This is a genomic window from Alteromonas sp. Cnat2-8 (genome assembly GCF_022348355.1).
GTDB classification, from domain to species: Bacteria; Pseudomonadota; Gammaproteobacteria; order Enterobacterales; family Alteromonadaceae; genus Alteromonas; species Alteromonas macleodii.
In genome coordinates, this window is sequence record NZ_JAKREX010000005.1 from 482,286 (window position 1) to 505,995 (window position 23,710).

Sequence of the window (23,710 nt, forward strand, 5' to 3'; positions counted from 1 at the left end):
CTGCCGTTATTTGTTTTTTGCTTCAATCCACTGGCTCATGTACTTGCTCGCTGTCAGTGTTTGATGCCACAACAAGCTTTGCATAAATAAACCGTTTCTATGCGTGTTAAGCGACTGTTTTAAACCTATGATTCTTTCAATTAACGGCACTTCTGGCTGTTCGCTTTCAAATGAGCTAAGTATTGTCGCCGTTAAGTTACTAGCGCTATCCCACGTAGACTTATCATTGTGAAGTGCCACAGCTTGTCTGACGTAGTCTTGAATAACCGCTGCGTCAGTTGTATTCGCGCTACAAAGCGCACCAGGCCATTGCGCTAGCTGCTTTGGAGCATCGATTTCCTGTATATTGCTATTAGCAATGATTGAACTGGTTGAGGTGATACCTTCTGCACCTACCCACGTGGTGATACTAGGAGTAGCGCAGCGCATCGCATCAATTAGTTTGCCTTTAATGCCTGCGCCAAATCGTAAAGGAGCAATCAGCACCTTTGCGCTCAACATTATAGATTCCACATTTTCGGCCCAACCTTTTACCAAAAAGCCTTGTTTTTCGTTGTGCAGTTGGGTGGCCTTTTTAGGCGGGTAAGCGCCGTATATGTGCAATTCTGCTTTAGGTAGGGCTTTTCTTATCTCAGGCCATATGCTTTGCTTTAGTTGCAGGACCGCGTCCCAATTAGGCGCATGGCGAAAGTTTCCAATATGAACAAAGTGCGCTCTTTCCTCAAAAGGAAGCGTGACGAGGGGGGTTTTTCCTACGACAAGAGGGTGGTATTGGAGCTGCGCTCTAGGTACACCGTAATGTTCCGTCAAAAGCGCCATTTCTCGTTTTGAAATTACTAATGTAAGGTCGCTTCTTAGTATTGCTGCAACTTCTCTTTGCGCCAATTCACTATTTAACTGAGCAAGGCGAGCATCATTGTCCTGTTTTACCGCTTCGTGCCTAGCCTGACGCAGGCTGTGCAAATCTTCAGTGTTTAAAACTCGAAGTGCATCTGGGCACGCTTCTTTTACTCGCCAAGAAAATTGCTCTTCTGTCATGTAGCGGTCGAATATAACAACGTCAGGCTTTATATGCGCTATTTGGCTATTAAAAGAACTACAATTCAATGCCACAGAATGCACATCAACGCCTAATGCTGTAAGGTCTTCTTTATGGTCGCTATCGGTGGCAGCGGTCAGAAATGTCACATTGAAATCGGCAGATAAGCAACGCTTAATAATAGCTAACATATTTTGGCCCGCGGCCGAAGAATTTGGCTCAGGCCACACATAACCGATAACAACGACATTTAACATGGATGGATTACAACTTTTGCTTTAAGAATTATGCCATCAAGGGCATAGTGAATAGTATGCAAATACTACCATAAATTTGAATTGGTCATTACAAAAGCAAGTGTTCCTTAGAAAATCTAATTCTTATAGGTAATTACCCTAAGTTTTTCTGTGTATTAGAATTATTTGTATGTAAAAAGGGGCAAAAAGCTATAATACAGGCCTTCCAGAGATGCGCTGAATACACGAGTGTAGTGCGTATCAGCGGCGTTGCGTGGATTGTTGATGTTCAGCGTAAAGCAAGATTTTCAAATTGAAAATGAGCCCCGCGGTATCAAGGCTTCAGGTTAACTTAATGATTAGTAAAGAAATCATACTTTTTTACTAGTTGATACTTATTGACCAACTACATTTTTGTGCCTATACCTTAATGGACACAAGGCGAATGGAGGTGCCTTCAACGCTATATTGACAAAGGCGGCATGAAAGAGAGTGCACGAATGAATTTAGATGAATTAGTTTCGAAAGCGGAAAACCTCTTTGTTTTACCTGATTCGGTAACTCGACTTAAAGCTTGTATGGATGATGAAGCTTCAAGCATTGACGACATCGGCGATATTATTGCTTTCGATCCGTCATTGGCAACGCAATTGCTAAGAGTAGCAAACTCAGCGCTCTATCGTTTTCCTAATAAAATAGACACCGTCACAAGAGCCATCCAGGTAGTGGGGACTCGCTCCACTTACGACTTGGCACTGGCTTATGGCGTAAGCCAAGCATTCAGTGATGTAGACGGTCAACGTATCGATCTCGACAAGTTTTGGGAGCAAAGTGTATCGTGCGGTCTTCTGGCAAAGTACTTTGCCGATATGCGCAATATTCGTGAGCCTGAGCGACTCTTTGTTTCGGGGCTGCTTCACAACATAGGCGAGCTGGTAACCGTTTCGGTTTTGCCTGAGTCGGCAACCCGTTGTCAGGCATTCAACACCAGAGTAAGTCCTGCTGAACTTCAATTTGGAGTGCTAGGGTTCACGTATGCGGAATTATCGGCAAGATTAATTGAAAAGTGGGATATTCCAAGCTCTATTTATACGCCAATTGCCAGTATCCACAAAGAAGAGGAGGAGTCTGCTTCTACAGATGAGAAGATTCTACAACTCTCTTATGTGTTGGCACTCGATAACGTTAACCCTGAGATCTACCCGAGTTATCACAACTTAAAGCCAGAATTGCATGAGGCATTGTCGCTTAATCGCGAAGATTTAGAAGACGCGCTAGATATAACCAACCTGCAGTGTATTTCGGTAATTTCCCTGTTTAACCCTAACGCGTTTATGCTGTATTAAAGTAACGTTTTTAACGTGCTTTTCGAAATGCCGTAGCGATCAGTCGAAAATCGCTACGGTTTGTCTACTGATGGCAATCACTTCATTATCCTTATCCCAAATCGTCGCTTCAGTATGGCCATAACCATCTGCAGCTTGTCTTGTGTGAGCTTTATAAGCAAACCAGTCTGTCGGGCTTACCGGCTTGTGAGGATGGATAAATTCTAAGTTCCAACTTACTGTACTGGCTGGTGCCGGAAGCTTCATCATTTGTAAAAGTGTAGGTGGCCATGCGTCGATCATAGTAATGATATGTGCATCAGTGATGGTTTCGGGGGGCTGCTTGAAGCGCATAAAGCCGTGATAATGGCTGGTTTTTCTGCGCGTAAATGGAATGCCGCCATCTTCAATTGCCAAATCAAAATAGCGTAAGAATTTAGGTGTAACTTTAGGTATTTGCGGGATGAACTTTGCTTTATTCGGCTGAGGCATGTCGTGTGTATCTGTATTCTCAACTTGAATACCTGACTGACGCGCAACACCAAAACAGGCTTGCGAAAAAACACAGCTTTTGCCGTCTTGAATAGCATGAGCGGTGAACTGAGAGACGTTTTTCCCTGTTCTAAGTAGCGTTACTTCTATAGAAAAAGGCGTTTCAAGAGATAGGGGACCAACAAAGTTAGTGGTAAAAGAGCGCAGCACGCGGTTATCAGTGACTTGCTGCTTTACTGCGGTGTAAAGCATACCGGCAGAAATTCCTCCAAACGCAGTTCGTCCCTGTCCCCACGTTTTAGGGATAACTAGTCCATCAACTTTCCATGTGTTTTCCGAAGTTTGAGATAATTGAGGAATATTGAGCAATTCATCTACTGTCATATTTGCTTGTCTGGTCTGATGAGTTAAGTGTTTGTCATCGTACCTTAAGCGCTATAGAACGAAAAGCCTCAGTTAGAAATTTTCGTTATGTTAACAAATAAGTAACAATTAGTTGTTTATTTTTTTGCCTAATGCATAGACTGGGCTATTGTCACTCAAAAGGACTGTTATGGCCCATACTCACGTTGAAGGTATTCCCGCTGCAGAAGCAGGAGCATCTAGAAGTTACCGGAATTACGTTCTATTCATATTAACCTTGGTGTATGCCTTTAACTTTATAGACAGGCAAATCATTGGGATTCTATCTCCTTTTATCAAAGCCGATTTGGGGTTAGATGATGCCCAACTTGGGTGGCTTAAAGGCATCTACTTTGCGCTACTTTATACCGTGATGGGGATCCCAATTGCATGGCTTGCCGACAGGTACAGCCGCGTTAATATCATTGCGATCTCTCTAACGCTTTGGAGTGGATTTACCGCTGCATCTGGGTTAGCTGCCAATTACATGCAGCTTGCCATAGCACGTATTGGTGTCGGCATTGGTGAAGCGGGTGGTAGTCCACCGTCCCACAGTATTATTTCTGACTTATTCCCTAAAGAAAAACGCGCGGGCGCGCTCGCAATATACTCTTTAGGTATTCCTTTTGGCGTCATGCTTGCGTTTTTTGCATCAGCGTTCTTTTTACAGGGCGGTTCTGCCGACTGGCGAACGGTAATGTACAGCGTGGGTATTCCAGGGGTGTTACTGGCTATTTTGCTTAAGCTCACGGTCAAGGAACCTGCCAGAACGGTCTCTTTACCAAGCGCAGATGATGCGAATAAGCCGAGTGTAAAGTCGTCCCTCAAGATGCTATTGAAAATTCCGACGTGGTGGGGAATGGCACTGGGTATTTCCTTTGGATCATTCGGTAACTATGCCATATCGACATGGGTAATTGATTACTACGTTCGTGCCTTTGCGGGTTTAGATATTACACAGTTGCTAATCGTTTTTGGCATTATCAATGGCACCGCCTATGCGCTCGGTGTATGGCTAGGAGGCTATATTGCTGATAGATGGGGTAAGCACAATAAAAAAGCTTATGCGTTATTGCCCGCTATCGCACTTATTATTGGTGTGCCGGCATTTTATGCATCGTTACAAGTGCAAGATTTGTGGTTATCAGTAGGGCTCATGGCGCTGTTGTTATTCACCAGTGGTTCATACCTAGGCCCAAGTTTTGCGATGGCACAGACACTAGCTCCAATAAACGTAAGAGCCATGTCGACAGCGTTGTTCTTCTTTGTATTGAACATCATTGCTCTGGGCGGTGGCCCAACGCTGACTGGTATTATTAGCCAAGCATTGGTGCCATCTTTAGGCGAGACTGAGGCATTGAGACAGTCACTCATCTACCTAGTAGTTCCTTACGCGCTTTCTATTACCGTGTTCTTGTGGACGAGCACGAAGATTGTCAAAGATTGGGAAATGGCAGAAGCCAGAGGCTTATAGTATTATCGAACTTTCATGCTAAGGGGCTGATTTAAAGCCCCTTTGTTGTTTGAGTATAAAGGAGTGTATTGGTGACATCGTCAGAGTTGAGTTTTCATTTTGCCCATGCAAATGGATTTCCGGCAGGTAGTTATAATGCGATGTTTTCAGCGTTACCTGATCACTTTCACCGTCTTCATGTTGAGCGCTTCGGACACGATCCTCAGCTTCCTGTGAATGGTAACTGGCGCAATCAAGTTCAAGAACTTATCAACCATATAAAAAAAGAGAACAAGGATCCGCGAGGCGTGTATGGTATTGGGCATTCATTTGGTGCTGTAATTACCTACATGGCGGCTTGCGAAGCGCCAGAGCTGTTCAGAGGCATCATTTTATTCGATCCGCCACTTGTTGTCGGCCCGTTAAGTTACTTTTTTAAATTCGCGAAACACACGCCGTTAATTAACAAGCTTACGCCAGCGAAACTTGCGCAAACACGCAATACTAGTTGGCCAAGCAATACCGATATGGTGGCGTACTTTCACAGCAAAGCATTGTTTAGGGATATGGATAAACGATGCGTGCGCGATTATGTAAAATCTGTAACCGCCTTGAAGGGGGACAATATTTCGCTCACATTTCGTGCAGAAGTAGAAGCTGATTTGTTTCGCAATGTTCCGCACAATTTGGGTAAATATAAAGGAAAGCTTAAGTGTCCGGCCGTATTGGCGACAGGAAGCAAAAGTAACGTGTGTAAGCCAGAAATGTACTCGCGGCTTCTGAAGCATAACGCTATTGAGCATAGCGTGCTCGATGGTGGCCATATGTTTCCACTAGAACACCCTGAGCAGGTAGCGAGCTTTATTGAGCGTACATTAACGCAGTGGAGTAATGAGGCGAATTAAATATTACAGAGATTGATTTAAGCGCTTTAACGCCAAAATCAATCTCGCCATAACATTAGGATAAATGAGTTAGTCGTGCTTTCTAGGCTTGCTTAGTCCACCCACGGGTTGACCTAACATTTCTCGCGTCACCAGTACCACGCCTTTTTCAGATACGCGGAACCCACGTGCCTTGTCTTGCTCGTGATCGTAACCGATTGTACTTCCTTCAGGAATGACACAACCTCGATCGATAATCACCTTTTTCAGCTTGCAATGGCGTTTAATTTCCACATCAGGAAGAATTACGGCGTCTTCAATAAGGCCATAGGAATGTACGCGTACATTGGAAAAGCAAATAGATGAACGAAGTGTAGAGCCTGAAATTATACAGCCCCCAGAAACTACGGAGTTAATCGCTTCACCACGTCTGTCGTGGTCTTCCCAAACAAATTTTGCTGGTGGCAGTTGCTCTTGGTATGTCCATATAGGCCATTTTCTATCGTAGAGGTTCAATTGAGGTACAGGAGCAACCATTTCCATATTGGCTTCCCAAAATGAATCGATAGTACCTACATCGCGCCAATAGGCGTTGTCTCCGCCACTTTTCTCAAAAGGATAAGCGTATACAGGGTGGTCGGCGATGATTGATGGAATGATGTCTTTACCGAAGTCTCGCTGCGAGCCCATATTTTCAGCATCAACACGTAATTGTTCGAATAAAAACTCTGTATCAAACACGTAATTGCCCATAGATGCTAAGCAGCGCGTTGGGTCATTAGGAAGTGGAGTAGGGTTAGCTGGCTTCTCTTCAAATCCGTTAATACGATAGTTTTCATCAACCGACATAACGCCAAACGCACCTGCAGCTTCTTCCAAGGGCACCGACATACATGAAACCGTCATTTTGGCACCAGACTCTTTGTGCTTGGCCAACATATCACCGTAGTCCATGCGGTAGATGTGGTCGCCTGAAAGGATCATGACATATTTTGGAAGCTCATCACGAATGATATCTATGTTTTGGAAGACCGCGTCTGCGGTTCCTTCATACCAACTGTCGGAGAAACGTTGAGAAGCGGGTAGGATTTCTACAGATTCGCCAAGTTCTTTTTTGAAATGACCCCAACCGCGAACCAAGTGACGAATAAGAGAATGCGACTTGTATTGGGTAACCACGCCTATTCGACGGATACCTGAATTAACACAATTTGATAGCGGGAAATCGATAATTCTAAATTTACCGCCGAAATAAAGTGCCGGTTTGGCTCGCCAATTAGTGAGCTCGTGTAGTCTAGAACCTTTACCACCCGCGAGGATGAGCGCATATGTATCGCGAGTAAGGTTACTGATGTAACGAGAACTTTGATCTGCCATTTCCTATAAACTCCTGTAATAAAGCGACAACTGTGTATCGATAGAAATATAAAAAGAAAACGAAGTGTTGCGATTGACTGCGCTATGCATGATAGGCCTGATTGAACAGGCATTCTTGATAACCTAAATCCATATTACACAAGATAATTTAGAATGACAGCGCGATTTTCATGCTTTGTGATGAAATGGTAAATGTTTTTAAAAAATTGTAGGTTGGGGGGCTCTCGCCCTTACAGAGACACCCACCCTAATTCCCTTAATCTCATCCAATGGCATTCAACTGTTGCTCTTACAAAGACACCCACCCTTATCTCTTATTATTAAGCTGGAATAGGCTTCTAGAATTAAAGTATTAGCATGACACCCATCGCTACTATGAGTTAGTTACTTAGTAAATTTGACGATAAAAAAGTTAGCGAGACACACAACTCAATTTCATCATGCGCGTCCAGAAAAGCCCTTCGATCAAAGCAAGTCATTGTGTAGACACCCATTTTTAAACTGTAGAAAGTTAGTCTACACTTTGCTCGATAAACGAAGTGGTTACTTCATGCATCATAAGGTTTTATTGCTGAGTGTCCTTTCTCGGTAACGCGAAAGAGAAGGCTCAATAATAGTTATGTTGAGTATAAATTTGCTTTCAACTGCGTTAAACATGACGGGATGGGTGTCTATCTAACAGTAAAATGAGCAAGAAAGATCTTTAAGTGACAAATGTTAATTAAATGTTATATTTGAAGAGTCAATTCTTTTATGGAGTCTCAGATGGGAGCGTTAAAAAAACTCTTAATGGTCGTAGGTGTTGTTATCGTATTATTTGTCGCAACAAGCTTTTTTATTCCTAAAGATTACAGCGTTGAAAGAACAATTAATATTGATGCTCAGCCATCAGAAATATATCCCTATGTCGTTGATTTGAAAGAGTGGAAGAAATGGGGCGTATGGTTCAAGCGTGATCCCGATATGAAACTTGATTATTCAGGGCCTGATAGGGCTATTGGGATGCGTTCCGAGTGGTTAAGTGAAACCGAGGGAAATGGAGAAATGGAGATTACTCAACTAGAGCATAACAGACGTGTGATGTACCGATTATATTTTCCCGATTTTGACATGGGTTCATCGGGCGTCGTAGAAATTGAGCCCACAGAAAATGGTTCTCTTGTAACCTGGAGAGATGAAGGCTCGGTAGACAATAACCCTATAAACAAATATTTTGCTTTGATGATAGACAGCATGATTGGTCCGGATTTCGAAATGGGCCTAGAAAATCTTAAAATACTCGCTGAAAACGCTGGGTAGGGCATATAACTTTCTGATCTGACTGGATAAGTGCACCGTATATGTTCAATCGAATTGCGGTGCATGCTTACCTTCCATGAAACAAAAAAAATTACTTATTACAGGCCTTTCGCTTAATAAACTAGCCGACCTACTGATCTCTGCTAAAACAACCTTGACCGCACTTCTTATTAGCATCGGCGCACCAGTTTGGATGATAGGCTGGCTGGTTCCAATTAGAGAGTCGGGCGCGCTTCTGCCTCAAGTACTTATTAGCATTTATCTTCGAAAACATACTCAGCGGCACTTGGTTTGGCGTGTCGGTATGCTCACACAAACGCTTTCAGTTTTCTGTATGCTGCTCGCGGTCATTTTATTTTCAGGGGGCTTGGCGGGTACCTTGATACTTATTTCCCTTGTCTTCTTGAGCCTGGGTCGCTCTGCCTGTTCTCTTACCGTGAAAGATATGGAGGCTGACGTAGCTAAGAAAGGTGAGCGGGGTAATCTAATCGGAATTGCATCTACCGTTTCAGGCATGGTCACCCTTGTTATCGCTATACCTTTGGCAATTTATGACGGCTCTCTTTCTTCGAACGTACTGCTGATAGTCTTGTGCGGGAGTCTTTTATCATTTGTTTTGACCCTTATATGTGTATGGCCTGTTAAAACGACGGTAGATGTGGGTGATAAAGAGGAGAAAGCGTTTAGTATTGACTTCGACGCCACGGTTTACAAATTCATTTTGGTAAGAGGGCTTTTCGTTCACTCAGCCTTGGTGGCGCCTTATTTCATGATAGAAAAAAATGGAGACGTAAAAGAGTTGCTTCCTATTTATATTGGAGCCGAAGCAACTGCTGCTCTTCTATCATCAATAATTTGGGGAAAGATTGCAGACAAAAGCGCAAAGTTAACCCTTCAAATTTCAGGGTTACTCGCAATAATTTCATGTATTGGTTTACTTACGTTGCAAGCGACGACGGTTGTAACCTCTGCACTGTTGTTTTTCTTGTTATCGGTATCCCATGCTGGCGTAAGAACCGGACGGAAGACATATAGTTTAGATGTTAAAGAAGGCCATGAAAGAACAGAGCTGGTTGGCTTCTCAAACACGGCTATAGGTATGATTTTATTAGCATTCGGTGCACTTTACGCTGCATTAACCTCTGTTTTAACCTTTTCAGTGGTTTATATTATGGCTGGTATGCTGTTACTGGCAATTATCACTACTGTTATCTTACCTGACGAGAAGTAGAATGGTTTAGTCAAAGCATATCGCTGCCGAAGATATTTTGGCCATTCGTTTTCTTTTAGTATTTGCTTGGAACTTCCGCATAGATGAACCGTCTCCTGCCGCGACTGAAAACACGTTTTCGAAATCACTGATAATGTGATGCCAATGATGTTGGCATACACCAAGAGGTTTTACTTGTTGAATGGGGCTCGTTTGAGCGGCTGTCGAATCGGTGTCGCGCAACAGTTCGATTGACTGGTTGAGAAGATCGCAGTAGTCATTCAACGTTAAATCTAAGCCGCGAGTGTTTCTACATCGTTGGTGGCTCTTTAATGGCATTAACCCTTTTATTGTCTTGTTTTGTGAAATACTCGTGTTCAATCTTTTATTAATGCTTGTGTGATATGAGTCTTGTAAGCCCGTTGCGACCTTTGCGCGTATAGGGTTTAAGTCAACATATGCCATACATGACAGTAGAGCTTTTTCTGTTAGCAATGCTTGTGAACGGAAGCGACCTTCCCAAAATCTACCAGTACAATCGTCCTCTTCGTTTGCTTTTCTCGCAATATACTCGTTTAAATTTCTCATGAACCAGCTTATGTCGTAGAGCCTTTTTCTATACACATCAGCAGTACTTTTAACTGTCTCATACTCACTTTCGCTCAAGATCTCGCCCTTCATAAACTTTTGAGTAAGTACGGTTCCTTTGTGCATTTTATGCCATTGATGTAACACAGTTTGTAATGACCATGAGAGCGCTGCCTCTTTATTCACGCATAAAACGATATGGACATGGTTGCTCATAACAGCGTATGCACAAATATCTATCGCGAATACCCGGCTCAAAAATAACAGCCGTTGTTCTACCCACGATTTTCGATGCTCGTAACTAATTCTATTGTTTCGGTCGTACCCGCATAAGTAGCTACGGCGCACGCAGCGAGATATACAATGATAGTAGGGTGTATCTTTTAAACTAATGAGGGATTTTCTGCTTTGAGCCATGTTAGATAAATGCAAGGTAATTAGTCATTGTGTGACCTTAGCATTGTGAATATTCAGTTGTGACCTGACCGATGGACTTGTTTTGTTTTAGAAGAGACACCCAACGTAAGACTTTTCGCTGAAAAGCAATGAATATTTGAAGAGACATCCATTGCAAAGTTAACTTGCTGAGCGTGAAAGAATGTATTTTTGAGTTTGTGCCTATAAACTTATAAAGACACCCATTACATAAACGGTGATTTAAAGTGAGACTTCACAATTAGGGTGGGTGTCTTTCTTAGAGGGGGCGTATTACCGCATCCCCCCATCAGTTTTTTATTTTGCTAGAAGCGCATTAGCTGCTTTCGACACGGGAGAGCGGCCTAAAAGTTCTGAAATGTAAGAAGACGCTTTTAACAACTTCGTCATGTCTATACCTGTTGATATACCCATACCGTTCAACATATATAGGACGTCTTCCGTTGCAACATTCCCACTTGCGCCTTTGGCATACGGGCAGCCTCCAAGTCCTGCAACAGCTGAATCAATGGAAGAGATGCCATATCCAAGGGCAGTGTATAAATTCACTAGCGCTTGTCCATAAGTATCATGGAAATGGGCGGCAACTTTGCTGACATCAACCTCATTTAAGACGTCATCTAATAGAAGTTTTGTAGACATTGGTGTACCTACGCCGATAGTATCGCCAAGGGATACTTCGTAACACCCCATGTCAATAAGTTCCTTACTCACCTGTGTAACGGCACTAGGTGAAATTTTACCTTCATAAGGACACCCCATTACGCACGAAACGTAGCCCCTCACTTTGATTTTGTTTTCGCTTGCCAGGTCAAACACAGCCTCGAAACGCTTTAAGCTCTCGCTTATAGAGCAGTTAATGTTCTTTTGTGAAAAGGATTCAGAGGCAGCACCGAATACTGCAACCTCTTTCGCACCCGCTTCAATGGCTGCTTCCAAGCCCTTAAGGTTGGGTGTCAATGCAGAATAATGAATCTCGTCTTCGGGGCTAAGCGCCTTAAAAACCGCATCCGAGTTTGCCATTTGGGGCACCCATTTGGGTGATACAAAGCTTCCTGCTTCGATACGGTTAAGGCCAGTTTTAGAAAGAAGTTGAATAAGTTCAATCTTTTGTTCGGCGCTTAAGGCCTGCTTTTCATTCTGAAGGCCATCTCGAGGACCTACTTCAACAATACTCACTTCTTTAGGAAACATCACATCAAACCTCGGCAGCTTCTTTAGTGGAGAACGCCAACAGTGTTGCGCCACCGTCAACTAGTTCACCGGGATTGAAAAAGAATTCTTCCACTGCACCATCGTGCGGGGCAATGATGCTGTGCTCCATTTTCATCGCTTCCATAACTAGTATAGGCTCCCCTTTTTTGACCAATACACCCTTTTCGACCAAATGCGCCACTATGGTTCCGTTCATCGGGGCACTGAAATTAGCGTCGCCATTATCATCGTTATCATCACCAAGAGATGCTGAGATTAGGCTGAACTTAGCATGGGTGTCTTTGTTGAAGAGTGTAAACACGCCATCATTATCTGAATACGTAAATGTTGATTTGTACCCATTAATTGTTGCATGCAAAGCACTATCTACCAGCTTGCCTGTAACGTCATAGGAATTGTCTCCAACAGTTAGCTCCCAAGCATCTTCAGTTCCGTGCCGCTGGTGTTTGACTCCAACATGCACTTCTTCTTGGTTGCAAAGCAAGGTGAGAGTTTCTGTGTGATTTGCGTTAGCGCGCCACGCACCGGCGGTTGACCACACAGATGGGGGTTTATCGCTTCTAGAAACTTTTCTATTTAAAAGTGAAAGCAATGCCATCACAGGAATGTTTACTTGGGTGTCATCGCTAGCTGCATCCTCACTTGTCGCGCTAAACAACGAATCATGGTGTTTCTCCACAAACGTAGTTGTAAGCTCAGCGGCAACGAACGCAGGGTGTGTAGCGACACGCTTTAAGAAGTCGATGTTTGTGCTTACACCGTCAATATAGTAGTCACCCAATGCACTAATTAGGCGTTTGAGCGCTATCTCACGGTTCTCTCCCCAAACCACAAGCTTGGCAATCATTGGGTCGTAAAAAACGCTTACCTCATCACCTTCAACGACACCTGTGTCAACGCGAACTACGTCATTTTCTTTTGGTGTGCGTAACAGGCGCAGCGTGCCGGTAGAAGGTAGAAACTCGTTGTTTGGATCTTCAGCATAAATGCGCGCTTCGAATGCGTGTCCTGTTAAGGTGAGTTCATTTTGTTGTTTAGGAAGGGGCTTTCCTTCGGCAATAGTTAATTGCCAGTGAACCAAATCCTCACGGGTGATCATTTCTGTCACAGGATGCTCTACTTGCAAGCGTGTATTCATTTCCATGAAGTAAAATGAATCGTCTTCATCAAGTAAAAACTCAACCGTTCCCGCACCTACGTAGTTAATGGCTTTCGCCGCGAGTATCGCCGCTTCACCCATTTTTTCTCTCACTGACTGAGACATGTTGGGAGCAGGGGCTTCTTCAATAATCTTTTGGTGTCGGCGTTGAACTGAACAATCACGTTCAAAAAGGTATACGCCGTTGCCATGGGTGTCACAGAAAACTTGAATTTCAACATGGCGAGGGCGCGTCAGGTACTTTTCAACCAGCATGTGGTCGTCACCAAAGCTCGCCATAGATTCACGTTTGGCTGCGTTTAATGCTTGAGAAAACTCTTTTTCACTCCAAACTTGGCGCATGCCTTTACCGCCACCGCCAGCAGCGGCTTTTAATAGGACTGGGTAGCCCATATCATCGGCAGCGCCTTTTAATACTGCTTCACTTTGATCGTCGCCATGATAACCCGGTACCAAAGGAACACCTGCTTTTTCCATAATGTGTTTAGCGGCAGACTTAGATCCCATCGCTTCAATTGCAGATGCTGGTGGGCCTACAAAGATAATATTGTTTTTGGCGCATAGATTCGCAAACTCAGCATTTTCCGAGAGAAAGCCGTAGCCTGGGTGGATAGCGTCTACACCAAGCTCCTTTGCTTTTTCAATGATCAACTCGCCTCGTAAATAACTTTCCTTCGACGGAGATGGCCCTAGATAAACAGCTTCATCAGCCATTTGTACATGAAGGGCATTTTTGTCGGCGTCAGAGTAAACGGCTACAGTCTTTATACCTTGAACGTTGGCTGTCTTTATAACGCGACATGCAATTTCACCACGGTTTGCAATTAGTAATTTATTTATCATTCTTAACCTCCACCCATGAAGCACTGCGCTTTTCTAAAAAGGCTGACAGACCTTCTTGACCTTCTTCAGATGTCCTAACTTGTGCGATAAGTTTGCTCGTCTGTGTGAGAAGGGCATCGTTAATCTCTTGCGTAGACACCCATTGCACTAAGTCTTTTGCTTTCGCCACTGCTTGGGGGCCGTTTTTCAGTATGTTTGATAAAATATTGTCGATAGTGCTATCGAGTTCGTCTTCTGTTACTGATTCGCTCAAAAGTCCAAGTCGTCTCGCTCTGCGCGCAGAAAATACTTCAGCGGTCTGGAAGTAGCGTCGGCATACTCGTGCGCCCATTGCTTCAACAACGTAAGGGCTGATAGTTGCTGGAATAAGGCCAATTTTAACTTCACTTAAGCAAAATTTACTGAGCTTGCTTCCAATAGCAATATCGCAACATGCAATTAAACCAACAGCACCGCCAAAAGCTGCACCTTGTACTCTTGCTATCGTGGGCTTCGGCATTTTATAAAGCGTCTGCAGCATGGTTGCTAATGCAAGTGCATCACTTTCATTTTGTGCTTCGGTATAACTGGCCATTTTTTTCATCCAGTTAAGATCGGCCCCGGCACTGAAACTTTTGCCTTCAGCTCTTAGGATTAGTGCCCTAACGCTTTTATCTTCACCCGCTTTTTTAAAAACGCGAGTAAGCTCGTTTATCATTTCGTCGTCAAAGGCATTGTGTTTTTCAGCTCTGTTTAAAGTAACAGTGGCAATGTTTCTTTCATCTACGCTGTAAATAACTGATTGTTCCATTACCAGCACTCCTACATTCTAAATATGCCAAATTGGGTGTCTTCGATAGGCTTGTTAAGTGTCGCTGAAAGCGATAAGCCAAGCACTAATCGAGTATCCGCAGGGTCAATAACACCATCATCCCATAGCCTCGCAGACGCATAGTATGGATGTCCTTGTTTTTCGTACGTATCGATAACAGGTTGCTTAAACGCCTTTTCTTCCTCAGCGGTCCAGGACTCGCCTGAGCGCTCTTTTTGGTCGCGCTTAACCTGAGCGAGAACGCCGGCAGCTTGTTCACCACCCATTACAGAGATTCGAGCGTTTGGCCACATGAAAAGGAAGCGTGGGTCATAGGCTCTGCCGCACATGCCGTAGTTGCCTGCTCCGAAACTGCCGCCGATAAGGACAGTGAGCTTTGGTACATTCGCACATGCTACAGCGGTTACCATTTTTGCACCGTGTTTTGCGATACCGCCGTGCTCGTATTGTTTACCGACCATAAAGCCTGTGATGTTTTGCAAAAATACGAGAGGGATTTTTCGCATGGCGCATAGTTCGACAAAATGCGCACCTTTAAGCGCGCTTTCACCGAAAAGTATGCCGTTGTTAGCCACAATGCCTACAGGGAAACCGAAAATGCGCGCAAAACCACAAACTAAGGTTGTGCCGTAAAGCGGTTTGAATTCATCAAAATCTGAATCATCCACAATACGCGCAATGATTTCTCTTACATCGTATGTCTGACGACTATCAGCAGGCACAATGCCGTATATTTCTTTGGTGTCGTAGCGTGGAGGTTTTACCTCGGCTACATCCAGGCATTCTGGCTTCTTTCTGTTTAGTCTGGAGACAGCATTGCGCGCTAGTGAGAGTGCGTGGTGGTCGTTGTTAGCGAGATGGTCGGCAACGCCCGAAATTCGAGTATGAACGTCACCGCCGCCAAGCTCTTCTGCGGTAACCACTTCACCTGTTGCAGCTTTAACAAGCGGTGGGCCGCCTAGAAAAATAGTCGCTTGTTCTTTAACGATAATGCTTTCATCAGCCATGGCGGGAACATAAGCACCACCGGCTGTACAGGAACCCATTACTACCGCAATTTGAGGAATATTCTTAGCAGACATATTCGCTTGATTAAAAAAGATACGACCAAAGTGCTCTCTATCTGGGAATACATCATCTTGGCGAGGTAAGTTAGCGCCACCTGAATCTACTAAGTAAATACAAGGAAGGTTATTTTGCTCTGCGATAGTCTGAGCGCGAAGGTGCTTTTTCACAGTAAGAGGGTAGTAAGTCCCGCCTTTTACAGTAGCATCGTTAGCTACAATCATACACTCTATACCAGCAACGATGCCTATACCGGCAACGACTCCGGCACAAGGTACATAGTCTTCGTAGACTTCCCATGCTGCCAGTTGGCCTATTTCCAGAAAGGGCGTGTCTGGGTCAATCAGTGCGTTGATTCGGTCGCGAGGTAGAAGTTTCCCTCGAGACACGTGGCGCTCCGCCGCTTTTTCACCGCCACCTTGGCAAATTTGTTCGATTTTTTCGAAGAGATCATTTACCTGAGCCTGCATGTGTTCAGCATTTGCGATAAATGTTTCAGATTTCGTATTTATACTTGAGCGAAGAACGGGCATAACCCCTCCTTGTGTTGGGCCTAGGCGACGGCTGTCGCGTTAGCCACTAGTTAGCAAGATGATTAGCAAGACACCCATGCTAAGCGCTTTCGCTGCGATGGGTGTCTTTGCAATTCATTAGCCTATTAATAAAGTTCAGCGTTTCTAAATCTACTTTAAATAGAGTAGGGTGGGTGTCTTCCTAATTTCTATGACACAGGGAATACCTAAGCTTCCCTGTTTCAAACGAAGTTTGTTTCCACCCAGAACTCCGTATTACTTCGATTCGTTAAATAGCTCGCGGCCTATAAGCATTCGGCGAATTTCAGACGTTCCTGCGCCAATTTCATAAAGCTTGGCATCACGTAATAAGCGTCCAGTCGGGTATTCGTTGATGTAGCCATTACCACCAAGTAGCTGAATGGCATCTAATGCCATTTTGGTTGCCAGTTCCGCTGAATAAAGGATAGCGCCTGCAGCATCTTTTCGCGTTGTTTCACCGCGATCGCATGACTGTGCAACGGTGTAGACATACGCGCGTGCGGCATTCATTTGCGTGTACATGTCAGCTACTTTGCCTTGTACTAGCTGGAATTGACCAATTGATTGACCAAACTGCTGACGGTCGTGAATGTAAGGTACTACGATATCCATGCACGACTGCATAATACCTAGCGGGCCACCTGATAAAACAAGGCGCTCGTAATCTAGGCCACTCATAAGTACGCGAACACCTTCGCCTTCTTTGCCAAGAATGTTCTCAGCTGGTACTTCGCAATCTTCGAAAACTAATTCACAGGTATTAGAAGAGCGCATACCTAGTTTGTCGAGTTTCTGTGCGCGGCTAAAGCCAGGGAAATCGCGCTCTACGATAAACGCTGTGATCCCTCTTGGCCCTGCGTTAGGGTCGGTTTTCGCGTAGATAACAAATGTATGTGCATCAGGACCGTTTGTGATCCACATCTTGTTGCCGTTAAGAATGTATTTGTCGCCGCGTTTTTCAGCCTTCAATTTCATGCTAACAACGTCCGAACCTGCATTAGGTTCACTCATTGCCAGTGCACCAATATGCTCACCGCTTACTAACTTAGGTAGGTACTTTTCACGCTGGGCATCATTACCGTTTTTAAAGATCTGGTTAACACAAAGATTCGAATGTGCGCCATAGCTCAAACCGATACCACCTGACGCGCGGCTAACTTCTTCCATTGCGATAGTATGCGCAAGGTAGCCCATATCAGAGCCACCATATTGCTCTGAAACAGTAACGCCCAATAGGCCCATATCGCCAAGTTTTGTCCACAATTGGTTTGGGAATTGGTTGTCTGCGTCTGCTTGTTCAGCAAGAGGAGCAATCTCATTTTGTGCAAATTGATAGACCTGATCACGTAACATCTCGATGTCTTCGCCAAGTCCAAAATTTAAAGTAGGGTAGGAGGTGTTCATGCGATATTTCCTCGTTTGAGTTCTGCTAGTTCTTCACGGCAACGTGCTTCAACATCATCCAGTTCAGTCATTAACATCTGGATGTCTTCTAGCTGCTGTTTAAGCACCGCTCTTTTCTGTTCAGTCATTTCGAGCATGGCTTCTAACTGAATAGCCGAATTGGGGTTGGTGTCGTACATGTCGAACAGTGTTTTGACTTCAGCAAGGGAAAATCCTAGTCGTTTTCCTCGCAAGATCAGCTTTAAGCGCACTCTATCTTTGTTCAGATAAACGCGATTTTGTCCCGTTCTTGACGGTGACATTAGGCCTTGTTCTTCGTAAAAACGAATTGAACGAGGAGTAATGTCAAACTCTCGAGCGAGTTCGCCTATTGCATATGTTGTTTCGTCGTCGTACTTGCTCATTACACGTACCTTGTATTTCAGCGCTGTTTAACACCCTTGTTTTGACGTGGGTGTCTTTGTAATTAAATTCTCTGTAGTAGGTTGGGTGTCATTGCAATAGCACTATCGTTTTAAGGTAGATGGTTTTATATACCGCTATATTAAAACGTAGTGTTTGGTTGACACATACTTAGTACAGGTTTACGTTAACGTTAATTACATTTTACGTTAAGGTAAAGTAACATTTTGCTAACGTCAATTTTTCATGGTGAAGGCAAGACGTTGTAGCTGTTAGGGGTGTTTACTTTTGTATACATCTACGTAGCTTTCTTCACTTAACTCTATAATTTTAATGAATTTTAAGGGCACGGTTATGAGTAACGAATCAGTAGTTATTGTCGCGGCTAAGCGCACACCAATGGGTGGTTTCAACGGTAATTTGTCTTCGCTTGCTGCGACCAAACTTGGAGAAGTTGCGATTAAAGCAGCCTGTGAAGAGATGGATGTCTCTGTAATTGATGAAGTCATCATGGGGTGTGTATTACCTGCTGGTCTTGGTCAATCTCCGGCGAGACAAGCGTCACTGGGGGCGGGGCTTCCGCTAAGTGCAGGTGTGACAACTATCAACAAAGTATGCGGGTCGGGCTTAAAAGCGGTAATGATGGCCCACGACTTAATTAAAGCAGGCAGTGCGACAGCAGTCGTGGCAGGCGGGATGGAAAGCATGAGTAATGCGCCATATATGTTGCCTAAAGCTAGAACGGGATATCGTATGGGTCATGGTCAAGTACTTGATCATATGATGTTAGACGGTCTGGAAAATGCCTATGACGGCAAAGCAATGGGCTGCTTCGCACAGGATACTGCTGATGAAGAAAATATTTCTCGCGGTGAAATGGATGAGTTTGCTCTAAGCTCGCTTTCCAAGGCACATGAAGCAATAAACAGCGGAACTTTCGTCGATGAAATAGTACCCGTGACAGTCTCTTCTCGTAAGGGCGATACCGTTGTTGATACCGATGAAGGCCCAGGTTCCGCTCGCCCAGAAAAAATTCCAACACTAAGACCGGCTTTCAAAAAAGACGGTACAGTCACGGCTGCTAACTCAAGCTCAATCTCTGATGGTGCAGCGGCACTGGTTGTAATGAGCGAAAGCAAAGCAAATGAACTTGGTCTAGCACCGCTTGCGCGCGTGGTTGCTCACGCTACAAATTCTATTGAACCTGAAAACTTCACCGTTGCGCCTGTTGGCGCTATGGAAAAAGTGCTGGATAAAGCAGGTTGGACGAAAGAAGAAGTCGATCTTTTCGAAATTAACGAAGCCTTCGCCATGGTAACCATGTTGGCTGTCAAGAAGCTTGGACTAGATGAAAGTAAAGTAAACGTAAAAGGCGGCGCTTGTGCATTGGGTCACCCAATTGGAGCCTCTGGTGCACGCATTTTGGTAACACTACTTCACGCGCTAAAGCAACGCGGTGGTCGCAAAGGTATCGCATCTTTATGTATTGGTGGTGGTGAGGGTGTAGCGCTTGCCGTTGAAATGCTCTAAGCCACTATAGATAGCTAATATGTAAAATATTTAATCACGGAGCCTAATCACATTGATTTCGCTCTGTGGTTCAATATAAAGAAAGATACAAAAGCATGAAGACAGTGACTTACGTTATCAATTCTATAACCCTTGCGGTTGCGCTATCCACTTTAACGCTTGTTGCGAAAGTCCAAGCTGACTCATCGTTTTCAGTAAACTCGACTTACGCAGACACCCACGGTAACAATGGCACTCACTACGAGGAATCACGTTCTTTATCGAGTAATGAAGACACCCACGATGACTTAACTCTGTCTGCGCTTCACGAAGCTCAATCAACCGTTGATGGTTCTGACGACGCTGTTTCGGAAGACACCCACACTAACGAAGAAAAAAAGACTTCGGATGACACCCATGCCAACAGTGAATCGTCAGCTATCTACCCCAAGAAAATAAGCCAGGTACCTTATTCAGCGTTGGGTGTCTTGCCAACAAGCGAAGCTGATGAACAATTCAGCTACGGCGATGACCTACTACAAACTATTTATACTTGGCATGGACGTTCGTCTACGAACGAAATGTACGCTGATAAAGCGTTAATATTTATTCACGGTGGGTGTTGGCTTAATGCCTACGGTTACGAACATGCGAAAGGGATGTATCATGCTTTAGCAGAGCTTGGGATGGGGGTCTACATAACAGAGTATCGGCGCGTAGGTGATGAAGGCGGTGGCTGGCCCGGTAGTTTAGACGACGTGACACAAGCAATAAGCACAGCCTTAAAACGAATAGAGAACGAAGGGCGCTACACTAACATTTACATTGCGGGGCATTCTGCTGGTGGGCACTTAGCTCTGCTTGCTGCGCAACGTCTTTCTTCATCATCCTTGAACTTGTCGCGCGCAAACATAAAACGGATTATCGGGTTAGCGGCAATTACGGACATCCAGTCCTATGCCATGGGCCACAACAGTTGCCAGTCGGCTACAGCGAAATTCATGAATGGAACGCCTGAAGATGTTCCAACCGCGTATCAAAGGGCGACACCAAGCCCAACCCATGGCAGTTTGCCAATTACACTACTCCAAGGCGATGCTGATAGTATTGTGCCAGCGCGCCACGCTGTATTATCTGGAACCAACCAAAAAATAATTAAAAATGGTGGCCATTTCGATTGGCTTCACCCTGAATCAACATCCTTTGATGCTTTACTTGAGGTTATTAGTGAACATGATGAATAAGGTTTTTTCAGCTGAACAACTTGATATTAAAGATCCACTCCGTGACAAGGCGCAGGCGTTTTCGCTTCCCGCTAATACGGTCTATTTAGACGGCAATTCGCTAGGGCCTCTGCCTAAGGCAGCCAAACAGCGAGCTGACGAAGTTGTCAATGAACAGTGGGGAAAGGGGCTCATTACAAGCTGGAACAAGCATCAGTGGATCCATCTACCTCAAATAGTGGGTGATAAGATTGGCGGCCTGATTGGCGCTAAAAGTGGCCAAGTTATTTGTTGTGACTCCATTTCTATTAATCTGTTTAAAGTATTAAGTGCGGCGTTGAAAATGCACCCAAGTCGCAAGGTAATAGCGACTACCCGCGATAATTTTCCTACCGACATATACATGGTGCAAGGCCTGCTTGACTTACTCGGCAGCGATTACAGTATTCGCTATGTTGACGAAGCATGTATTGGATCACAGCTAACTGATGATATTGCCGTACTGATGCTGACACAGGTAAATTTCAGAAGTGGCAACAAACTCGATATGCAAACCATTACCGAGCAAGCCCATCAAAAAGGCATTTTAACTTTGTGGGATTTAGCGCACAGTGCTGGAGCATTTCCTGTCAGCCTAGACGCATGTAATGTGGATTTTGCAGTCGGCTGTACCTACAAATATCTAAATGGTGGCCCTGGCGCGCCAGCGTTTATCTATGTCGCTAAACGACATCAAGCACAGTATCAACAACCTTTGTCCGGTTGGATGGGGCACAGCTCGCCTTTCTCATTTTTTCCTGATTACGCTGGCGACAATTCCGTGAAGCAAAACTTGTGCGGAACGCCAGGAATTATTGGAATGAGCATTTTAGATGCGGCATTAGACGTATTTGAAGATGTATCACTTAAAGCTATTGATGAAAAATCCAAAAAGCTACAGGCATTTTTCATCGCTGAAGCCAAGCGCGCAGGCCTTCTGGACAAATTTTCCATTGTAAGCCCCAATATTGATAATCGAGGTAGTCAGCTAGCTTTCGCTCACGACCACGCTTACACCATTTGCCAAGCTTGGATCGCTGAGGGGGTGATTGCAGATTTCCGTGCACCAAATATTCTGCGAATAGGTTTTGCGCCACTGTATTTAAGCTTCGTCGATATTGAAAAAGCGGTGGCAAGCCTTACCGAAATTATGAATGAAAAGCGCTATGAAAACGATGAGTTTCAGCAAAGACAGAGCGTTACCTAGCTGAAAAGCGAGATTATCAGCTAAATAATTGCAATTTTTGAATTTACGCTTAATACTTCGCGGTTGTCATCGATATCTTCACATGTTTTGGGTGTGCAGTTGAAAAAAATAAGAAAATATCTGCTTTGTACCATGTTGTTTGTAGGAGCGAGTTGTTTTAGCGCGCTCCTACAAGCAGAAGCTGGTCAAAAGGCGGCATCTGAACAATCTAATAATGTAACGTACTGTATAGATCCTAACTGGGCGCCTTACGAAGCAATCAGAAACGGTATCCATGTGGGGATTTCTGCCCAATATATGCAGCTTATTGCTGAAATATCTGAGTTAACGTTTACCCTAGTGCCCACTGAGAGCTGGCAACAGAGCCTAGAGTATGTTCAGCAGGGGAAGTGCCAAGTTATCCCCATGCTAAATACTTCCGACTATCGAAAGCAGTTCCTCGACTTTAGTGTGCCGTATTTTGAAGCGCCCAATGTGCTGGTGGCTAAGTCTGGAATGCCAATGATACAAGGCTATGCTGGAGTGGGAAATCGAGTAGTAGGGATTGTTCAGGGTTATCGCCAAGTTGAATATATTTCACGTCACTATCCGGGGTTACGTTTAAAGCTTATTCCGTCTGAAGAAGAAGGGCTAAAGCAGCTGGCGAATGATGAGTTTGATGTAATGGTGGGCTCATTAATGAGCGTGAATATGCACATCAATAATTTGAAACTGAAAGACCTCAATATTGTTGGTTACGCCGAGCCCTTCGACTCATTAGCTTTTGGTGTGAACAAAACCTATGGCCACCTGGTGGACAAGCTTAACTTTGCCATTGAGCGTATTCCAGAAACGCGAAAGGTAGAAATTTATAAGCAGTGGAATAATGTCCAAGTTCGCTATAGTCGTAACTATGTCGTTATGGTTTTGAGCACCGCAATTGTCATTTTAGTTTTCTTGCTTTTTACTTTTAGAAATAGAAACGTTAGCGGCTACAAGCGTATTATTAACCAGAAAAACGAGGAAATAGGTGCGTTACAAGCAACCTTGTTAGAAAAGAACAAGACCCTTGCTTTTTTGTCTGCTCACGACACGGTAACGGGGCTATATAACCGCAATCATATGATCCAGCGTGCGGAAGAAGAAATCTCACGTTTCCATCGATTTCACACTACGGCTTCGTTAATTGTTATCGAACTAACCCCTGTAAGCGATGACAGAGATTCAATTGAGCCCTCGGCTAAAGAAGAGGCGCTAAAAGCCGTGGCAACGAATTGTCTAAATACCGTTCGAGAAGTCGATGTTGTTTCGCGTTTTAGCGGTGAACAGTTCATTATCTTGTGCCCTCAAACCGAGTTAAACGCAGCTAAAAACCTTGCAGACAGATTGTTAGACTGCATTTCTACCCATCACTCGCTTGTCGAGAGCTTTAAAACGGCCATGGGTTTATCTGAGCTCAGGGAGTCTGAGGAATTCACAGAGTGGTTTGAACGCACCATGAAGGCACTGTACCAGTCAAAGCGCCAAGGGTATGGCAACGTAACTGTGGCACAGTAACTT

General features: G+C 44.3%; 19 protein-coding genes. 9 read left to right on the forward strand and 10 right to left on the reverse strand.

What is annotated here, in order from left to right; translation table 11 throughout:
* Positions 1-6: 6 nt before the first annotated feature.
* Positions 7-1,296 carry a glycosyltransferase gene (locus tag MHN00_RS15685; RefSeq protein WP_239301714.1) on the reverse strand — a complete coding sequence of 430 codons (1,290 nt, stop codon included), beginning with the start codon at positions 1,294-1,296 and terminating at the stop codon, positions 7-9.
* Positions 1,297-1,775: 479 nt separating this feature from the next.
* Here MHN00_RS15685 and MHN00_RS15690 point away from each other — a divergent pair, with 479 nt between their 5' ends.
* A complete protein-coding gene (locus MHN00_RS15690; RefSeq protein ID WP_014976262.1) occupies positions 1,776-2,621 on the forward strand; it encodes an HDOD domain-containing protein in 846 nt (281 codons plus the stop codon).
* A 39-nt stretch (positions 2,622-2,660) separates the two neighbouring features.
* Here MHN00_RS15690 and MHN00_RS15695 read toward each other — a convergent pair whose 3' ends face one another.
* Entirely contained in the window at positions 2,661-3,476 is an 816-nt protein-coding gene (locus MHN00_RS15695; RefSeq protein ID WP_239301715.1) for a thioesterase family protein, read from the reverse strand.
* 169 nt (positions 3,477-3,645) lie between these two features.
* Here MHN00_RS15695 and MHN00_RS15700 point away from each other — a divergent pair, with 169 nt between their 5' ends.
* On the forward strand, positions 3,646-4,968 hold the full coding sequence (locus MHN00_RS15700; protein WP_239301716.1) for an MFS transporter: 1,323 nt from the start codon (positions 3,646-3,648) through the stop codon (positions 4,966-4,968).
* Between the two features lie 71 nt (positions 4,969-5,039).
* Entirely contained in the window at positions 5,040-5,852 is an 813-nt protein-coding gene (locus MHN00_RS15705) for an alpha/beta hydrolase (RefSeq protein WP_239301717.1), read from the forward strand.
* A gap of 69 nt (positions 5,853-5,921) precedes the next feature.
* On the opposite strand, the gene glgC is transcribed toward MHN00_RS15705, so the two are convergent.
* Complete coding sequence (glgC, locus tag MHN00_RS15710) at positions 5,922-7,208, reverse strand: glucose-1-phosphate adenylyltransferase (protein WP_239301718.1); 1,287 nt, start codon at positions 7,206-7,208, stop codon at positions 5,922-5,924.
* 765 nt (positions 7,209-7,973) lie between these two features.
* Here glgC and MHN00_RS15715 point away from each other — a divergent pair.
* Positions 7,974-8,507 carry an SRPBCC family protein gene (locus tag MHN00_RS15715; RefSeq protein WP_239301720.1) on the forward strand — a complete coding sequence of 178 codons (534 nt, stop codon included), beginning with the start codon at positions 7,974-7,976 and terminating at the stop codon, positions 8,505-8,507.
* Between the two features lie 76 nt (positions 8,508-8,583).
* Positions 8,584-9,738 carry an MFS transporter gene (locus MHN00_RS15720; protein WP_239301721.1) on the forward strand — a complete coding sequence of 385 codons (1,155 nt, stop codon included), beginning with the start codon at positions 8,584-8,586 and terminating at the stop codon, positions 9,736-9,738.
* A 6-nt stretch (positions 9,739-9,744) separates the two neighbouring features.
* Here the strand turns inward: MHN00_RS15720 and MHN00_RS15725 are convergent, their stop codons facing one another.
* The 7 genes from MHN00_RS15725 to MHN00_RS15755 form a co-directional block, all read right to left on the reverse strand.
* Entirely contained in the window at positions 9,745-10,431 is a 687-nt protein-coding gene (locus MHN00_RS15725; protein WP_239301722.1) for a hypothetical protein, read from the reverse strand.
* Between the two features lie 606 nt (positions 10,432-11,037).
* Complete coding sequence (locus MHN00_RS15730) at positions 11,038-11,934, reverse strand: hydroxymethylglutaryl-CoA lyase (protein WP_275444368.1); 897 nt, start codon at positions 11,932-11,934, stop codon at positions 11,038-11,040.
* Between the two features lie 4 nt (positions 11,935-11,938).
* On the reverse strand, positions 11,939-13,957 hold the full coding sequence (locus tag MHN00_RS15735) for an acetyl/propionyl/methylcrotonyl-CoA carboxylase subunit alpha (protein WP_239301724.1): 2,019 nt from the start codon (positions 13,955-13,957) through the stop codon (positions 11,939-11,941).
* A complete protein-coding gene (locus MHN00_RS15740; RefSeq protein WP_039227072.1) occupies positions 13,947-14,747 on the reverse strand; it encodes an enoyl-CoA hydratase/isomerase family protein in 801 nt (266 codons plus the stop codon). The genes MHN00_RS15735 and MHN00_RS15740 overlap by 11 nt, the downstream gene beginning before the upstream one ends.
* Positions 14,748-14,758: 11 nt before the next feature.
* Positions 14,759-16,366: a carboxyl transferase domain-containing protein gene (locus MHN00_RS15745; RefSeq protein WP_239301725.1), complete on the reverse strand. Its 1,608-nt coding sequence runs from the start codon at positions 16,364-16,366 to the stop codon at positions 14,759-14,761.
* A gap of 255 nt (positions 16,367-16,621) precedes the next feature.
* Entirely contained in the window at positions 16,622-17,791 is a 1,170-nt protein-coding gene (locus MHN00_RS15750) for an isovaleryl-CoA dehydrogenase (RefSeq protein ID WP_014949160.1), read from the reverse strand.
* On the reverse strand, positions 17,788-18,195 hold the full coding sequence (locus MHN00_RS15755; protein ID WP_014949161.1) for a MerR family DNA-binding transcriptional regulator: 408 nt from the start codon (positions 18,193-18,195) through the stop codon (positions 17,788-17,790). Before MHN00_RS15755 ends, MHN00_RS15750 begins: the two co-directional genes overlap by 4 nt.
* A gap of 352 nt (positions 18,196-18,547) precedes the next feature.
* Between MHN00_RS15755 and MHN00_RS15760 the strand changes: the two genes are divergently transcribed.
* From MHN00_RS15760 to MHN00_RS15775, 4 genes are all read left to right on the forward strand, one after another.
* A complete protein-coding gene (locus MHN00_RS15760) occupies positions 18,548-19,723 on the forward strand; it encodes an acetyl-CoA C-acyltransferase (protein WP_014949162.1) in 1,176 nt (391 codons plus the stop codon).
* A gap of 95 nt (positions 19,724-19,818) precedes the next feature.
* The gene (locus MHN00_RS15765) at positions 19,819-20,946 is read left to right on the forward strand and encodes an alpha/beta hydrolase (RefSeq protein WP_239301726.1); all 1,128 of its coding nucleotides are present in this window, start codon (positions 19,819-19,821) and stop codon (positions 20,944-20,946) included.
* Positions 20,936-22,171 (forward strand): kynureninase, encoded by a 1,236-nt coding sequence (kynU, locus tag MHN00_RS15770; RefSeq protein WP_239301727.1) that lies wholly within the window; start codon positions 20,936-20,938, stop codon positions 22,169-22,171. The genes MHN00_RS15765 and kynU overlap by 11 nt, the downstream gene beginning before the upstream one ends.
* 132 nt (positions 22,172-22,303) lie before the next feature.
* On the forward strand, positions 22,304-23,707 hold the full coding sequence (locus tag MHN00_RS15775) for a transporter substrate-binding domain-containing protein (protein ID WP_039227064.1): 1,404 nt from the start codon (positions 22,304-22,306) through the stop codon (positions 23,705-23,707).
* Positions 23,708-23,710 lie beyond the last annotated feature (3 nt).

What these genes read in the sequence shown, in the direction of transcription:
- MHN00_RS15750 (WP_014949160.1), bottom strand. Translation starts at nt 17,791, where the DNA reads ATGAACACCTCCTACCCTACTTTAAATTTTGGACTTGGCGAAGACATC.
- MHN00_RS15735 (WP_239301724.1), bottom strand. Translation starts at nt 13,957, where the DNA reads ATGATAAATAAATTACTAATTGCAAACCGTGGTGAAATTGCATGTCGC.
- MHN00_RS15745 (WP_239301725.1), bottom strand. Translation starts at nt 16,366, where the DNA reads ATGCCCGTTCTTCGCTCAAGTATAAATACGAAATCTGAAACATTTATC.
- MHN00_RS15765 (WP_239301726.1), top strand. Translation starts at nt 19,819, where the DNA reads ATGAAGACAGTGACTTACGTTATCAATTCTATAACCCTTGCGGTTGCG.
- kynU (WP_239301727.1), top strand. Translation starts at nt 20,936, where the DNA reads ATGATGAATAAGGTTTTTTCAGCTGAACAACTTGATATTAAAGATCCA.
- MHN00_RS15725 (WP_239301722.1), bottom strand. Translation starts at nt 10,431, where the DNA reads ATGCACAAAGGAACCGTACTTACTCAAAAGTTTATGAAGGGCGAGATC.
- MHN00_RS15730 (WP_275444368.1), bottom strand. Translation starts at nt 11,934, where the DNA reads ATGTTTCCTAAAGAAGTGAGTATTGTTGAAGTAGGTCCTCGAGATGGC.
- MHN00_RS15720 (WP_239301721.1), top strand. Translation starts at nt 8,584, where the DNA reads ATGAAACAAAAAAAATTACTTATTACAGGCCTTTCGCTTAATAAACTA.
- MHN00_RS15715 (WP_239301720.1), top strand. Translation starts at nt 7,974, where the DNA reads ATGGGAGCGTTAAAAAAACTCTTAATGGTCGTAGGTGTTGTTATCGTA.
- MHN00_RS15685 (WP_239301714.1), bottom strand. Translation starts at nt 1,296, where the DNA reads ATGTTAAATGTCGTTGTTATCGGTTATGTGTGGCCTGAGCCAAATTCT.
- MHN00_RS15755 (WP_014949161.1), bottom strand. Translation starts at nt 18,195, where the DNA reads ATGAGCAAGTACGACGACGAAACAACATATGCAATAGGCGAACTCGCT.
- MHN00_RS15695 (WP_239301715.1), bottom strand. Translation starts at nt 3,476, where the DNA reads ATGACAGTAGATGAATTGCTCAATATTCCTCAATTATCTCAAACTTCG.
- glgC (WP_239301718.1), bottom strand. Translation starts at nt 7,208, where the DNA reads ATGGCAGATCAAAGTTCTCGTTACATCAGTAACCTTACTCGCGATACA.
- MHN00_RS15690 (WP_014976262.1), top strand. Translation starts at nt 1,776, where the DNA reads ATGAATTTAGATGAATTAGTTTCGAAAGCGGAAAACCTCTTTGTTTTA.
- MHN00_RS15760 (WP_014949162.1), top strand. Translation starts at nt 18,548, where the DNA reads ATGAGTAACGAATCAGTAGTTATTGTCGCGGCTAAGCGCACACCAATG.
- MHN00_RS15775 (WP_039227064.1), top strand. Translation starts at nt 22,304, where the DNA reads ATGTTGTTTGTAGGAGCGAGTTGTTTTAGCGCGCTCCTACAAGCAGAA.
- MHN00_RS15740 (WP_039227072.1), bottom strand. Translation starts at nt 14,747, where the DNA reads ATGGAACAATCAGTTATTTACAGCGTAGATGAAAGAAACATTGCCACT.
- MHN00_RS15700 (WP_239301716.1), top strand. Translation starts at nt 3,646, where the DNA reads ATGGCCCATACTCACGTTGAAGGTATTCCCGCTGCAGAAGCAGGAGCA.